At 31.6% G+C, this 13,872-nt stretch carries 16 protein-coding genes and 1 pseudogene; 11 read left to right on the forward strand and 6 right to left on the reverse strand.

Features of this window, described 5'->3' with window-relative positions:
* Positions 1 to 330, forward strand: a 330-nt coding sequence (locus QJV33_RS11340) for a hypothetical protein (protein ID WP_281463512.1), incomplete at its 5' end; no start/stop codon positions are given.
* Here QJV33_RS11340 and QJV33_RS12050 read toward each other — a convergent pair.
* The 3 genes and pseudogenes from QJV33_RS12050 to QJV33_RS11355 form a co-directional block, all read right to left on the reverse strand.
* Positions 284 to 729 (reverse strand): annotated as a pseudogene (locus QJV33_RS12050) (TIR domain-containing protein). The gene QJV33_RS11340 and the pseudogene QJV33_RS12050 sit on opposite strands and share 47 nt — an antisense overlap.
* 54 nt (positions 730 to 783) lie before the next feature.
* Complete coding sequence (locus QJV33_RS11350; protein ID WP_281463514.1) at positions 784 to 987, reverse strand: hypothetical protein; 204 nt, start codon at positions 985 to 987, stop codon at positions 784 to 786.
* Between the two features lie 25 nt (positions 988 to 1,012).
* On the reverse strand, positions 1,013 to 1,627 hold the full coding sequence (locus QJV33_RS11355; RefSeq protein WP_281463515.1) for an AAA family ATPase: 615 nt from the start codon (positions 1,625 to 1,627) through the stop codon (positions 1,013 to 1,015).
* 262 nt (positions 1,628 to 1,889) lie between these two features.
* Here QJV33_RS11355 and QJV33_RS11360 point away from each other — a divergent pair, with 262 nt between their 5' ends.
* Positions 1,890 to 2,327 (forward strand): recombinase family protein, encoded by a 438-nt coding sequence (locus QJV33_RS11360; protein WP_281463516.1) that lies wholly within the window; start codon positions 1,890 to 1,892, stop codon positions 2,325 to 2,327.
* Positions 2,328 to 2,340: 13 nt separating this feature from the next.
* A complete protein-coding gene (locus QJV33_RS11365) occupies positions 2,341 to 2,799 on the forward strand; it encodes a macro domain-containing protein (RefSeq protein ID WP_281463517.1) in 459 nt (152 codons plus the stop codon).
* Positions 2,800 to 2,958: 159 nt separating this feature from the next.
* Here the strand turns inward: QJV33_RS11365 and QJV33_RS11370 are convergent, their stop codons facing one another.
* From QJV33_RS11370 to QJV33_RS11380, 3 genes are read right to left on the reverse strand one after another with little or no spacing between them, the layout of a single operon-like run.
* A complete protein-coding gene (locus tag QJV33_RS11370; protein ID WP_281463518.1) occupies positions 2,959 to 3,417 on the reverse strand; it encodes a hypothetical protein in 459 nt (152 codons plus the stop codon).
* A gap of 1 nt (position 3,418) precedes the next feature.
* The gene (locus QJV33_RS11375; protein WP_281463519.1) at positions 3,419 to 4,192 is read right to left on the reverse strand and encodes a nucleotide-binding protein; all 774 of its coding nucleotides are present in this window, start codon (positions 4,190 to 4,192) and stop codon (positions 3,419 to 3,421) included.
* The gene (locus tag QJV33_RS11380; protein WP_281463520.1) at positions 4,158 to 4,517 is read right to left on the reverse strand and encodes a hypothetical protein; all 360 of its coding nucleotides are present in this window, start codon (positions 4,515 to 4,517) and stop codon (positions 4,158 to 4,160) included. Before QJV33_RS11380 ends, QJV33_RS11375 begins: the two co-directional genes overlap by 35 nt.
* Before the next feature lie 202 nt (positions 4,518 to 4,719).
* On the opposite strand from QJV33_RS11380, the gene QJV33_RS11385 reads away from it, so the two are divergent.
* The 8 genes from QJV33_RS11385 (at position 4,720) to QJV33_RS11420 (ending at position 13,808) form a co-directional block, all read left to right on the forward strand.
* The gene (locus tag QJV33_RS11385) at positions 4,720 to 5,085 is read left to right on the forward strand and encodes a plasmid mobilization protein (RefSeq protein ID WP_281463521.1); all 366 of its coding nucleotides are present in this window, start codon (positions 4,720 to 4,722) and stop codon (positions 5,083 to 5,085) included.
* Entirely contained in the window at positions 5,086 to 7,419 is a 2,334-nt protein-coding gene (gene traI / locus QJV33_RS11390; protein ID WP_281463522.1) for a TraI/MobA(P) family conjugative relaxase, read from the forward strand.
* A 169-nt stretch (positions 7,420 to 7,588) separates the two neighbouring features.
* On the forward strand, positions 7,589 to 9,517 hold the full coding sequence (locus QJV33_RS11395) for a type IV secretory system conjugative DNA transfer family protein (RefSeq protein WP_281463523.1): 1,929 nt from the start codon (positions 7,589 to 7,591) through the stop codon (positions 9,515 to 9,517).
* Positions 9,518 to 9,529: 12 nt separating this feature from the next.
* Positions 9,530 to 10,093, forward strand: a complete 564-nt coding sequence (locus QJV33_RS11400; RefSeq protein WP_281463524.1) for a lytic transglycosylase domain-containing protein — start codon at positions 9,530 to 9,532, stop codon at positions 10,091 to 10,093.
* Positions 10,094 to 10,102: 9 nt separating this feature from the next.
* Positions 10,103 to 10,318, forward strand: a complete 216-nt coding sequence (locus tag QJV33_RS11405) for a hypothetical protein (RefSeq protein WP_281463525.1) — start codon at positions 10,103 to 10,105, stop codon at positions 10,316 to 10,318.
* Complete coding sequence (locus tag QJV33_RS11410) at positions 10,305 to 11,279, forward strand: zincin-like metallopeptidase domain-containing protein (protein ID WP_281463526.1); 975 nt, start codon at positions 10,305 to 10,307, stop codon at positions 11,277 to 11,279. The genes QJV33_RS11405 and QJV33_RS11410 overlap by 14 nt, the downstream gene beginning before the upstream one ends.
* A complete protein-coding gene (locus QJV33_RS11415) occupies positions 11,276 to 11,452 on the forward strand; it encodes a hypothetical protein (protein ID WP_281463527.1) in 177 nt (58 codons plus the stop codon). Before QJV33_RS11410 ends, QJV33_RS11415 begins: the two co-directional genes overlap by 4 nt.
* Positions 11,439 to 13,808 carry a zincin-like metallopeptidase domain-containing protein gene (locus QJV33_RS11420; RefSeq protein ID WP_281463528.1) on the forward strand — a complete coding sequence of 790 codons (2,370 nt, stop codon included), beginning with the start codon at positions 11,439 to 11,441 and terminating at the stop codon, positions 13,806 to 13,808. The genes QJV33_RS11415 and QJV33_RS11420 overlap by 14 nt, the downstream gene beginning before the upstream one ends.
* The last annotated feature ends 64 nt before the right edge of the window (positions 13,809 to 13,872 follow it).

The raw sequence follows: 13,872 nt of genomic DNA on the forward strand, positions 1-13,872 counted from the left end.
CATCCAAACGCAACAGAACCACTACTTTTTGATATTTTGAAAAAAACAAATGACCCACAAGTGCTTGGTGCGCTTGCTGATGCTAGGGAAGATATATCATCGGAAAAGTTATTGCGGGCGATTATTAAAAAAAGTAATGAAGCTTATGTATTGCAAGCTGTCATCAATAATCCTAATACAACTGACTCATTACTTTTTGACATTGTGCCGTTAATTAATTGCAAAGAAATATTAGAGCTATTGGTTTGGCATGAGAAAACACCTAAAAGTATTTTAACCAAGATTAAGAATCATGGTCTTGTCGCAAATATTGAATGGTGCTGTGATTAGCCATATTTAGAAAACCTTTATCAGTTAATAAGCTTTGTGTTGTACTATATTCAGGATAGATTACGATAATAGGAAGACCAAGTGCGTTTACTCCATAATCAATTTCTTCTTTTAATGCTGTTGATTCTTTGGTTATTGAACTGAGAAAAAAATTATATTCTTTGAATTATTAAGACGCATTCTTAATCTAGGTTTTAAGGTTTTTTCCCAGTCGCTGCCATCACGAACATTATATGTTTTATTATGCGAGTCATTAAATGGGAAGTTTTTATCCGATCCCTTCCAAGCTTGTAGCATATTATAATACATAAAATCTTTTGTTGAATTTGCACCTAAATTTGAAGTGCTAAAAGGTTCTTTAACGTAAAATGCGCAATAATTTCCATTTTTATATGACATAGTATCATTCCTAAAAAATATTATATTTATAGAAGATTAATCTCTATATAATGATTACTTTTCTTTCTCTTGATACTCTTGAAAAAGCCTTTCAACAAGTTCATTCATCTGTATACCAAGCTTAGCAGCTTCAATTTTAATTCCTGTTCTTGTTTGCGGATCAACCGTTAATGTCATCATTACTTTTTTTTCTTTTTGATGATCATCACTATCAGAAATATTAACTAAATTATTTAAGTCTACTTTTTGCTTTGCCATTTTTCTCTCCAATAACAATTTATATTTATTTACATAAATATTTTTTTACATAATTAAATATATCTTTAATTTCAATTAAACTCTTCCCTTTTGAGCCTTCAGTAACCGTTTTTCCTGAAATCATGCTCGTAACATAATCTATTCTATTAGCAATAATACTGGAGCAAACCTCACCATATTTAGACAGCTCGGTAGCTGTTGATAGCGTAATATTAGCTTGTTTATTGGCTTGATTAATCACAAAGATAAACTTTTTATTTTGATTTTTAATTAATGACATCGTATTACCGATTGCCCTTAAATCATTTGGGCTAGGTTTAACAGGTATCAATATTAAATCAGATATATTAATAACAGATTTAATTGTTTCATTGGTATGAGGTGGCGTATCAACTATAACCAAATCAAACAAATCTTTTTTTAAGTTTTTAATTGTTTTTTCTAAATCTTTAATAGAGACATCAGCTAACGCTGGTGTTTTTTCTTCTCTTTGTTCCCACCAATAAGACAATGATTTTTGAGGGTCAGTATCTATTAGTAAGATTTTTAACTTTTGCATACTTGCATAAACAGCAAGATTAGCTGCTAAAGTTGTCTTTCCCGATCCGCCTTTTTGAGAAATAATAGATATAATCTTCATTTCATAAACCTAATTTAAAATTAATCTATAATAATTATATATAATTATATATTTATGCAATTATTTTTTTATATAAAAATGTATTTATGTAAATATGGTTAAATTATGAATTATCCACAATTTTGTGAATAAACCTGTGTTTAGTTTATGTATTACTTTTTTTATAAAACGGTCGTTAAATAAACAATTATATTTTGTTCGTAAATGTTTACTTTTAATGAGTTTTGAAACATATTTTAAAATCAATGAGTTTATGTAAAATATGGTAGATATGGTTAATATTGGATATGCAAGAGTATCAACATCAGAACAAGATACAACTATGCAAGTTAAAGCATTAGAAAAGTTTGGATGTAATATTATTTACAAAGATACCGCATCAGGAGCTAAAACAGATCGACCTGAATTATTAAAAGCCCTCTCCTATTTAAGAAAAAGTGATGTATTAGTTGTTTGGAAACTAGATCGTTTGGGAAGATCTATAAAACATTTAATAGAGATTGTAAACGACCTAGAAGCTCGCAAGATTGGTTTTAAATCTCTTACAGAAAATATAGATACAACTTCCTCAGGAGGAAAATTAGTCTTTCATATATTCAGTGCATTAGCTCAATTTGAACGTGATCTAGTAAGAGAAAGAACAAAAGCAGGATTAAAAGCTGCAAAAGATCAAGGTAGAATAGGAGGAAGATTATTATAATAAGGACATTTACATGGCAAGTAGTACAACGCAAGACACAAAAATTAGTATTGATACAGGTGACTTGGGAACAAAAATAGATAGTTTAAAAAGCGCTATTACGCAGGCAATTAATGGAATTAATACGAGTGTTAGTGGTAAACAAAGTAATTTTGAAAATGCCTTAACTAGAGCTGTTGAACATAGCATTCAAGTTTCTTCTACAAAATTAAACCAATTTTTTGAAGCTTCTGTAAGTAAAGTTAATAAAGTTTATGGACAAGAAAGTGTTTCAGTACCTATTTTCGGGTCTGGAATCACTCGAATAAAAGAGCATAAAAATATTGAAGATGAAGATTTACTAAAAATAATGTTATGGACGTTTAGAATTAGTGAAATGAGATTTAAATATCCTGCAAAACTAACTATCGTTATACACAAAGACAAAATTAAGAAAATAAATCTTTTCGATATTATGTCTATAAAAAACTGACTTTTTGTTCTTTCTCTGTCTTATCCTGAGCTTGTTTTTGGAGTTTTACTCTAGTTTTTCCGACAACTTCTTGAGCAATCATTTCAACTATGAGGTTTTTTTATTTATTTACATATTTATATAAATAAATTATTATATAAATATGTAAATTTGTAATTATTAAAAGAAAATATGACTGATAATTAATCCAAAGAAAATACCACCACCCAATAATGATATACTCGCTCCATACCAACTATGTTTTGCAGTTTGAGTAGATTGAGTTAGTAATTCTTGTTGTTTTATCAATGCCTGTTCTTGTATATTTAAACTTTCTTCAATATTTTTATTTAAATTAGCTATTGCATCATTAACAATTAAATTAATATTATTTTTTGCGTTTTCTGCGATAAAATTAGCTGCTTTATTGACTATATTTTCCCCAATCTCTTTGGATTTATCCAATTGTGCTGCTAAAGATTGAGTAAGTGCTTCAGTATAGCGATCTGCTGTTTTTTCTATGATAAGGTCAATCATAGTAGCAACAGCAAGTATAGGATCATCTTTGGGAATATTAATTAAATGTTTTTGCCGTATTTCTTTTCTTATTTCATCAAGATTTAAGGGTGTTTCTGACATTTTATATTCCTATAATGGCATTATCAATTTGTTCAAATATAGATTTCTGTATTTTCTTTAATCTTGATTTTTGAACTAATAAAAAGTCATCAGATTGTTGTGCTTCTTCAAAGGTTAATTTGTTTTTTAGCATTTCTTTGAAAACAATTTCTTGGGCTTCTGGCATTTGTTGTAAATAGATTAATCCGTTTATTTTATTGCTTATTTCTTGATAAAAAGGAGAGTCCTCAAATTCGTTGTCGTCGTAATCTGTAAATGATCCATTCTTTTCATTCAACCATAATATTGTGGAAAGCATATCTTCACTATTCATAGAACTAATAATGTTTTCGGTGCCTGTCATTGTCATCGCTAATTCTTGGCCTGTAGCAATAATAAGATGAAGGACGACAATATAATCATTTTCAAGAAGTATCTCGATGGCACCATCTGTAATAAAATAGGTCATCATTGGTTGAAAAGATGCCGCGCCATTGTCAATAATATAAGTTGCGGGATTTTCTACGATTTCAGACAACATTTTATCTAAAGAATTATAATCGATGTGATTTTGGTTTTCTTTAAATAAATGAACGGTTTTCACATTGAGTTTTTCTATGTCTTTGAAAGATTGATTGACTGGATCGGTATCAATACAGATTACATTTCGATTTTGTGAAGTATAAAATTGAGCAAGTAAAGATGATACTAATGTTTTACCAACGCCTCCTTTCCCTTGAATCACTAAATGAACTTCTTTTTTACTTTTTAGTTTTGTTGATCCATCTTTTGACATTCTCTGGGTTTGGAGTTGGAGTGAAGTTAATTTTTCTTCCTGTAAAGGCTGGTCGTTTTGATCTTGGTTTTTGTTCTGCTGTGACATTATTTCTCTCGTCAGTTTTTATAATTGTTTTGTGATTTTGAATTGTTGTTGGGTTGATTTTATTTCCAATATATTTTTGGCATAGCCTTGAGAAATTAGAATAACAACAATTCAAAAGGTCTTTATGTTTTAGCCATATTTCTTTCTGAGGGATTGCATTTTCTAAGTCTTTTTCTATTTCAGTCTTTAAACTAAAGAAGATAATGCGTGCAGCACCCCATTTGGTTTTTTTTTCCATAATTGATGAAAATCTTTTCGATAGATTAAGATTTTTATAGAATCTTGTAGATTTTTGTAGAATACCATAAAAAACATATCAAAACAATTACGATCTTGAAATTTATACAATATTATAATAGAAATAAGTAGGCAAGATGTGTAAATGTATTACATTTACGAACCTTATTCGCATTTCATGCTCAACGTAATTTTGGTGAAAAATGAGTAAAAAAAAAGAAGTGATTTTGACTTTAAGGGTTAATGGAAAAGAAGAACAACAAATTAAAGAAACAGCAGAGAGTGTGCGTTTGCCTGTATCCACTTTTCTTAGACAGCTTGGGCTGGGATATGCGCCACCTAGTAAATTAGATTTGCTCGGACTGAAAGAGTTAAGTAATTTAAGGGGTGATATGGGAAGGTATGGAGGATTATTGAAGTTATGGCTTACAGATCGCCCAAATACGAATATTAGCGATAATGAAGTTAGAGAGTATCTAAATAAAACAATAGTTACACAAGAAAAAATATCAGAGTTAATTGATATACTGAAAGCTGAAATTAAAAATAAAAAAGCAAAATTCATATAAATGATAGCTAAGTCGGTATCACGCTCTAAAAATAATAGTTCTTATGGGGCATTAGTTAATTATATTGATAATCCTGATAAACAAGAGGGTGTTGCCCATGATTGGGGTAATCTTGCAAATTATGCCCTAGATATAAAAAATGAAGGTGAGAAATTAGATCACGGATCAATTCGATATTCTAATTTTAAAGAGGATATTAAATCATTAGATCAAGCAATAGCATTGGTAGAAATCACTCAAGAATGTTGTAGTAGTAAATCGGATAATAAGACGTATCATTTAGTTGTTTCTTTTCCTCCTAGTGAAAACCCAACAAAAGAGCAGTTAGTTGATATAGAAGACGAGTTGGTGAAATCAATTGGCTTTGAAGATCACGAAAGGGTATCGGCACTTCATACAGACCAAGCGCATTTACATATTCATATTGCAATTAATAAAGTTAATCCCGACAGTTATAAGCTATATGATCCTTCTTTTGATAAAAAGAAATTGATGGCAGCTTGTAAGATATTAGAAAAGAAACATCAATTAGAGCAAACGCATAGTGATAAATCAAAGTTAATTGATGGAACTATCATTAATACAAAAGCTCAAGATAAAGAAAATCGTAGTGGTGAGAAAAGTCTGCTGACTTGGGTTAAAGAAAATGCAAAGGATCATTTAGTGCTTTCTAAGACATGGGGAGAATTACACGAACAGGCTGGGAAATATGGTCTTGTTGTTAAGAAGAAAGGTGCAGGGCTAATTATAGCTGTAAAAGATCAAGAAAAACTTTGTATTAAAGCATCAGATGTTGATAGAGACCTTTCTTTTAAAAAATTAGAGGCAAAGTTAGGGAAATTTGAAACAGCAAAACCTTCTAATGATCCTTTACAGCAAGAAAAATCAACGAAAAACTATCAAGCAGAGCCAAAGAAATTTGAAAAGACCCCAGAGGCTGAGGCTTTATGGAAGGCCTATCAGTTAGAAAAAGAACGCAGGGCTTTACAATGCAAGTATTCTTTAGAAAATATCAGAGAGAAGCACAGAGTTATTAGGGAAAAAGCTAGAGCTTATGTGAAAGATCAAAGACAACACGCAAAAATACGCTTATATACGCCCACACGATTAAAGATTTTCAAGTTAGAAGCAGATCAAATTATTCAAAAATCTATAGAAGATGCTGCCAAAGAAAGAGATATAGCTTTTAAACAAAATAAATTGATAAATTGGAATGATTTTTTAAGTGAACAAGCTGCACAAGGGGATCAGTACGCTCTTAAATTGCTAAGAAAAACTGAGAAAAAGAACCAAAGGTTAAGTGACAATTTGTTTAGAGTTGAGAATTGGGAGGAAGGGCAGCAATTTATCAATGATAAAGCAAAAAGCTCGATTTCGTTTAATGGGGATGTTCGTTATTTTACAGAAGATGGAGGGAGGGTGATTGATAAGAGTAATCATGTTGCTGTTCAAGCCTCTACGGATTTATCTGTTACACTTGCCTTAGAATTAGCCAGTAAACGCTTTGACAAGCCATTAACTATCAATGGGTCAGATGACTTTAAGAAAGCTGTAGCAAAGGCTGCTGCAATTGAAGGAAGTCAAATTACTTTTGCTGATGAAGAAATGGAGCGTTTAAAGAGTATAGCTATTTTGGAACGGCAGAAATTAAAAGAGAGAATGGCAAAAGGTGATACTTATTTAGCTGTTCCTTTTGAAGAAGCTAATAAGGTCAAAGAAGCAGGGGCGGAATGGGATCATGAAAAGAAATTATGGGTTTTAAAAGCAGGTTTGGATGCAGAGGAGCTTGGTTTAGGAGAATATCTTGAGGGTAAAGGTAAATATTCAACGCAGGCTCATTATTTAATTGTTCCAGCAGGGGAGCGGTTACAAGCTAAAGAGTTGGGGGCTAAGTGGGATAAAGATATTCAGCGTTGGTATGTTCCTTCTGGTGGTGATTTAAGCAAATTTAAAGAGTGGATGAAAGGCGAGACCACTTTTGATAAAATGTGGCAAGAAAAAGAGGAGCTTATTGTTCCTAAAGAGCATGTTGAGCTTGTAAAATCAGCAGGGGCGGAGTGGAATAGAAAAGATAAAACTTGGGTTGTTCCTGCTGGAGCTAAAGCACAAGATATTGGTTTAGAAATGTTTACAAAAGAATATGGTCGTTTCTCTAAGGAAAGGATATACTTAAACGTCTCCTTTAAAGAAAAAGACAAAGCTCAAGAGTTAGGTGCCAAATGGGATGGTATAAAAAAGCAATGGTTCGCTCCCCCTAAATCGGATTTATCTTTGTTTGATAAATGGAAAGCAGAGATACAAAAAACTCAGCAAAAACATTCTAAGAAAAGGTAAATTTTCTTCTTAGTATATCTATAGTAGATTTATCGTATCAAATATATGTTGCAAGAGGGCAATATGATAAAATAACAATTTTAAAAATACCGAAATAATTATATAACCGAACTGTTTTATAGTATAAAGTTATCAAATTACTAAACAAAAATAATTCGGAGTTTGTTATTTGTCAAAAATCCCCAATAATATGCCGTTTCATAGTAGAAAAAATATACAAACGGCTAGAAAAAAATTTCCTTTTTTAAAACCAATATTTATATGCGTTGCACTATGCGCTTTAATTTTAATTGTTAATGCTGTTGCAACGCAATATATAGCTTCTCGTTTTGGTTATAATCCAATTTACTTAGGAAGCCCAAATAAGTTGGGTTTTTACCCTATATTTTCATGGATTGAGTGGCAAAAACAATATGGAAGTATTGATAAAATTCATTTTTATATGGTGGATTGTGCTGTTTTACTTTTTTGTGGTTTATTTGCTTTAATGACTATTGGGCTTGTCTTATTAATTAGAAGAAGAAAAGCAGCACCAGTAGAAGGATTACACGGAACCGCTAAGTTTTGTGAAACTGAAAAGGAAGTTAAAGAAACTGGATTATTAATACCAGACGCTTCTGCAGGGAATGCTGTTGTTGTTGGTGGATGGACTGATAGTAAAGGTAAATTAAGATATTTAAGACATCAAGGGGCAGAGCATATTATGGCAGTTGCCCCGACAAGGTCAGGTAAAGGTGTTGGATTAATTGTTCCTACATTGTTGTCATGGACACAAAGTACAGTAGTCAATGATATTAAAGGCGAATTATTTGCTATGACATCGGGTTGGCGAAAAAATCATGCAAATAATATTGTTTTAAAATTCGATCCAGCATCACCAGAGGGGTCTTGTTCATATAATGTTTTGGCAGAGGTAAGATTAAATACGCCTTATGAAGTGGGCGATGTTCAAAATATGGTAACAATCATTGTTGATCCTGATGGTAAAGGTATTGAAGGAGATCATTGGGCATCTTCTGCCTTTAATTTGTTAGTCGGTGTTATTTTATATTGTTTAAAATTGGCTTTTGATAAAGGTGAGAGTATTCCTAATTTATTTGATATAGGCTGGGCATTATCTGACCCTAATTCGGATAACGCAGCTTTATGGAATGCTATGTTAAAATATGTTCCTAGAGGACAAAGTGAAATTGATCCTGTTATTTCTCAAGTTGGTCGTGATTTATTAAGCGTTATGGAGAATGGAGAGGAAGAATATACGTCTGTTTTAACGACAACTAAGCGGTTTTTAAATATTTATCGTGACCCCATTGTAAGAAAAAATGTATCAAGTGCAGACTTTAAAGTAATTGATCTTGTAAGGTCTGAAAGACCAGTATCTTTATATCTTGTTGTAAAACCATCCGATAAAGATCGTTTAACTCCTATTATGCGATTACTCACTAATCAAATTATGAGAGGTTTAACAAGAGATGCTTTAACTTTTGATAAAGACAACAGACCAATAAAACCACATAAACATGACTTGTTAATGATGACCGATGAATTTCCATCGTTAGGCAAGTTAGAAATATTCGAAGAAAGTATGGCTTTTGTGGCTGGATATGGAATTAAATGCTATATTATTATTCAAGATTTTAACCAGTTATGGAAAATATACTCTGAAAATGAAGCCATAACTTCTAATTGTCATATTCGAATAGCTTATGCTCCTAACCGTCAGGAAACAGCAGAAAAGCTATCTGAAATGACTGGCACAATGACCGTTAATACAGAAGAAATCAGCGAAAGCAGCAAACAATTAGGAATGACGGATAATATTAGTCGTTCATATCAAAATGTATCTCGTCCATTAATGACCCCCCATGAAATTTCTACTATGAAGTCTCCTAAAAAAGATAGTAGAGGGCTAATTACTGAATCTGGAGATATGTTGGTTTTTGTTGCAGGGCATAACCCTATTTATGGAACTCAGCCTTTATATTTTCTTGATCCTGTTTGGTCTGCTCGCTCTAAAGTACCACCTGTTGAAAATACTGATCGCATATCTCAAAGTGGAATAATAAGCCAGAATATTAATTCTAATTTTAGATTATAATAGAGAAACATTATGGTTACACCTGTATTAGCAGCTTGCGCTATGTATATAGCCCCTGCAACATTAGATGCAATTATTACTGTAGAGAGCAATGGCAACCCATTAGCTATACACGTTAATAATGGAAATAGCCCGATAGTAAAGGATCAGAAAGAAGCTGTTCGTGTCACAAAAAAATTGATTGCACAAGGGTATTCTGTAGATATTGGATTAATGCAAATAAATTCTAAAAATTTACCAAGAATAGGTATGTCTGTAGAGGAAGTATTTGACCCTTGTACAAATATTAAAGCTGGTGCTATGATATTATCAGCAAATTATAGTAATGCTTTGAAAATCACATCTAACCAACAAGAAGCATTAAAAATAGCTTTATCTTTATATAATACAGGAACAACTTATAGAGGTTTTTCAAATGGTTATGTCGGGAAATATTATGTTAGTGTAAACGCTAAATTTACACGAAAAATCAAGCAAAAACGAGGTAATAAAACAAGCAATAAAAGTTTTAATAATCCCTATACCGCTCAAACATCTATACCAATCCCAAGCGAATTTTTAGAACAGAAAACATAAGAGGTAGAAATGACAGAAGAAATCAAAGACGGTTTATTTAAAGGTTTTGTAAGAAGTACGAATATTGACGATATTCTTAAAGATGGTGTTGTCGTGGAAATACCAACAGAAGAAGCAGAAAGATTAGGCTTAGAAGATTGTAAAATCTTTTCTATAGAGGAAGTTATTGAAACCAATCAAAGAGATATTTTGATCCAAAAAAGAAAAAAAGATGATGAAAAATAACAATCTTGAGATAATATCTAATGATATAATTAAACAATTAGATAAGATTATTACATCTTCATATAAACCGTGGATTAGTCCTGATCAGCTAATTCCTGTGCGTTATACAACAAATGAAAAGTTTGGAGGAAATAACGCTCTATATTTACTTAATAAACAACAAACACTTGGTTTTAAAGATAATAGATGGCTCACAGAAAAAGAAATTAATAAAATTGAAGGAGCAGAATTAAAACCAGATGTTACGCCATTAAAGATACCTTTTGTTGTGTCAAACGCAGGTATAACAAAAGTTATACCTTTAAATATTTATAATGTTGCACAGGTTAATAACCTATCATTAGATAGAATAGAAAATCAACCGTGGAAGGATGTAGAAGTTATAGAAGATTTACTTTTACAAACTGGGGCAAAAATAGAACATATATTATCAGACTTTGCTGGTTATGATTTTAGAAAAGATACTATCTTGATGCCTGCAAAGGAACAGTTTCCGTCAGAAGGGGCTTATTACAATACTGTTTTACATGAGTTGCAACACTGGACAGGACATGAGGATAGGTTAAATAGACTACCCTCTAAAGATAACCAAGAATACGCAAGAGAGGAAATTGTAGCAGAAATTGGAAATATGTTGTTGCAACAAGAATTGGGAGTTAAAGCCATTCAAGCTAATTCTCAATATAGAGCAAAGATTAAAGAAGAATTACAAGATTATTTAAACAATGATCCAAAAGAAATTTTACCTGCCGTTAAGAAGGCGCAACAATCTGTTGATTTTATATTAAACTCAGCAAACCAAAAACAAAACTTACAAGAAGATTTAAAAGAAAAACAACCTAAATCACTAAGTGGTGAAATAGATAAAATTCTATTCAATTTTAAAAATATTCAAAATGATGCACCAAGCAGTAACAATATAAAAGAAGATAAGGTAGCAAAAAGGGGATTAAGGAAATGATCGATAAAAAAAGTAATAATATAGATGATATTTTTATTCCAAATGCAGAGGTTCAAGTGTCACTAAAAGAGGCTATTGATAATGGAGCAATAGAAGAACATGCTATTTCATTAGAGGATGTTTTGGAATCTTCTGTTGACTTAGTAGAGGACGATCAGAATGTTGAAGAATAATGATGATCAAGCCAAAGAATTTGCTGATTTAATTATCAAGCAATTAAAGCAAGGAACTGCACCTTGGCAAAAACCTTGGGGAGCGGATAAGCATTTTATGCCTTATAACCCAAAATCAGATATTAATTATTCAGGTGTAAATGCTTTGATCTTAATGGCAGAAGAAAATCAAAAGCAATACTCTGATAATCGTTGGATGACTTACAAACAGGCTGGAGAAATGGGGGGGCAAGTCAGAAAGGGTGAGAAAGGAACACTTCTTAAATATTGGCGTTTCACAGAAAGCATTACCAAAAAAGATGAAAATGGACAGCCAATTTTAGATAAAGATGGAAAAGAAGTTAAAGAGCAAGTTCGTTTAAAACAACCTAAAGTTAATACCTTTGTTGTCTTTAATGCTAATCAAATTGATGGTTTACCGCCACCTAAAGAAAGACAAAAATTTCCACCTTGGGAAACTGTTAAACGAATTGATGAAGTTATAAAAAACAGTGGTGCTAAGATAGAACATAAAGATGGTAATAGGGCATTTTATAAACCATCCGAAGATAAAATTGTAATGCCTCATAAAGAACAATTTAAATCAGAAAAGCAATATTATGGCACATTATTACATAAAGTTGGACATTGGACAGGGCATGAAGATAGATTAAATCGAGATATGAAGCATCCTTTTGGGTCTGTTGAGTATGCTAAGGAAGAATTAAGAGCAGAAATTACAAGCATGATGCTTGAAGATAAATTTGCGATTGGAAATAATAGAAGGGATGAACAACATGCTTCTTATATTCAATCTTGGATTAAGGTTTTAGAAGAAGATCCAAAAGAAATTTTTAGAGCAGCAGCGGATGCTCAAAAAATGACTAATTTTGTTATGCAATTCGCTTCTCAAAAGCAAAATCTGCAAGAAGATTTAAAAGAAAACCAACAAGCAATGTCAGACAGAATATTTCTTAATGTTCCCTTTGAGGAAAAAGAACAGGTTAAATTACTTGGTGCAAAATGGGATAAAACAGAGAAAAAATGGTATGCGCCAGAAAATGAAGATTTAAAATTTTTTGAGAAGTGGACTACTAATCAAGAAGATTTAAAAGAAAACCAACAAAAAATAATATCTTCATATCAAGAGTCCCCACAAAACCAATTTAAAAACAAGCTCTTAGAGGCTGGTCTTATTGTTACCGATATTCAAATGGACGGAAAAACACATAGAGTTCCAGTGCAAGGAGATAAGAAAGGTGCAAAAAGCGGATCATATAGAGGATATTTAGATGGGCGACCAGCAGGATCATTTACAAATTATAAAACAGGGCAACAAGAAAATTGGAAAGCTAATGCAGATCAGAGTCTGTCCCAAGAAGAAAAACAGGCATTAATCCAACAAGCCAAGATAAATAAAGAAAAAAGAGAAAAAGAGGTTAAAGAGCAACATAATAAAATAGCAAGTATATCTAATGAAATTTTAAAAGCAGCAATTCCTGCAAATAGTGATCACAATTATTTAAAGAAAAAACAAATTAATTCCGATTTTATATTTCAGGCAAATGACGAAACTATTCAAAAAGCAAATGAATTATTGGAAGAGCATCATAATATAAAAAGCGGTGATTTATTAGTGCCGATGGTTAATTCTAATAATGAAGTAAGGTCGTTACAAATTATAAAAGAGAACGGTTTTAAAGGTTTCCTTGCGGGAGGGCAAGTTACAAGTTTATATGCTAGTCTTGGTAAAAAACAAGAAAGTAAGCCAATTTGGATTGCTGAGGGATTGGCAACAGGAAAATCATTGTACGAAGCAACAGGGGATCAAGTTATTATCGCTTTTAACGCTTCTAATTTAAGCAGTGTTAGTGAAGAAATTAGAAAAGCAAATCCAAATAGTGATATTTACATTGCAGCTGATAATGATAGGCATTTACCTCTTAAAGAACATCCCCTTCCCAATATAGGTCTTGAAAAAGCAGAAGATGCCGCACAAAAAGTAAATGGTTTGGTTATCCTTCCAACATTTGGAGCAGATCAAGATGGTATTGATTGGAACGATATAGCTGTTAAAGATGGTGTTGATGGGTTAATGCGAGAATTGAAAGATAGTGTTAATCGAGCAATCATTAAAGACAATATTAATAAACTAAATCAAGGTGAAGACAAAGAAAGTTTAGCTGAGCAAACAGAAAAAAAATTAGACGTAACACAGGATGCTATAGCTTCTTTTAGAGATTTTAAAGGTGAAAAACAAATTCAATCTTCTATTATTAACAAGACTATTGATGTTAATGTTGATATTGAAACAAAAGAAACGAAGCATAATATCCATGAAAAAACGCAAAAATTATCAAGAAGAATAGGTAGATAAACAAATAAAAAATATTTACATATTTACATATATATGTATAATTGTATTTATGTAAATATTATTG

The sequence above is a fragment of the Commensalibacter nepenthis genome, assembly GCF_029953305.1.
Taxonomy (GTDB): domain Bacteria; phylum Pseudomonadota; class Alphaproteobacteria; order Acetobacterales; family Acetobacteraceae; genus Commensalibacter; species Commensalibacter nepenthis.

Bases quoted from the DNA above. Each gene is read 5' to 3' on its own strand.
- QJV33_RS11420 (WP_281463528.1), top strand. From the start codon at position 11,439: ATGTTGAAGAATAATGATGATCAAGCCAAAGAATTTGCTGATTTAATT.
- QJV33_RS11365 (WP_281463517.1), top strand. From the start codon at position 2,341: ATGGCAAGTAGTACAACGCAAGACACAAAAATTAGTATTGATACAGGT.
- QJV33_RS11360 (WP_281463516.1), top strand. From the start codon at position 1,890: ATGGTAGATATGGTTAATATTGGATATGCAAGAGTATCAACATCAGAA.
- QJV33_RS11370 (WP_281463518.1), bottom strand. From the start codon at position 3,417: ATGTCAGAAACACCCTTAAATCTTGATGAAATAAGAAAAGAAATACGG.
- QJV33_RS11380 (WP_281463520.1), bottom strand. From the start codon at position 4,517: ATGGAAAAAAAAACCAAATGGGGTGCTGCACGCATTATCTTCTTTAGT.
- QJV33_RS11375 (WP_281463519.1), bottom strand. From the start codon at position 4,192: ATGTCAAAAGATGGATCAACAAAACTAAAAAGTAAAAAAGAAGTTCAT.
- traI (WP_281463522.1), top strand. From the start codon at position 5,086: ATGATAGCTAAGTCGGTATCACGCTCTAAAAATAATAGTTCTTATGGG.
- QJV33_RS11405 (WP_281463525.1), top strand. From the start codon at position 10,103: ATGACAGAAGAAATCAAAGACGGTTTATTTAAAGGTTTTGTAAGAAGT.
- QJV33_RS11350 (WP_281463514.1), bottom strand. From the start codon at position 987: ATGGCAAAGCAAAAAGTAGACTTAAATAATTTAGTTAATATTTCTGAT.
- QJV33_RS11355 (WP_281463515.1), bottom strand. From the start codon at position 1,627: ATGAAGATTATATCTATTATTTCTCAAAAAGGCGGATCGGGAAAGACA.
- QJV33_RS11415 (WP_281463527.1), top strand. From the start codon at position 11,276: ATGATCGATAAAAAAAGTAATAATATAGATGATATTTTTATTCCAAAT.
- QJV33_RS11410 (WP_281463526.1), top strand. From the start codon at position 10,305: ATGATGAAAAATAACAATCTTGAGATAATATCTAATGATATAATTAAA.
- QJV33_RS11400 (WP_281463524.1), top strand. From the start codon at position 9,530: ATGGTTACACCTGTATTAGCAGCTTGCGCTATGTATATAGCCCCTGCA.
- QJV33_RS11385 (WP_281463521.1), top strand. From the start codon at position 4,720: ATGAGTAAAAAAAAAGAAGTGATTTTGACTTTAAGGGTTAATGGAAAA.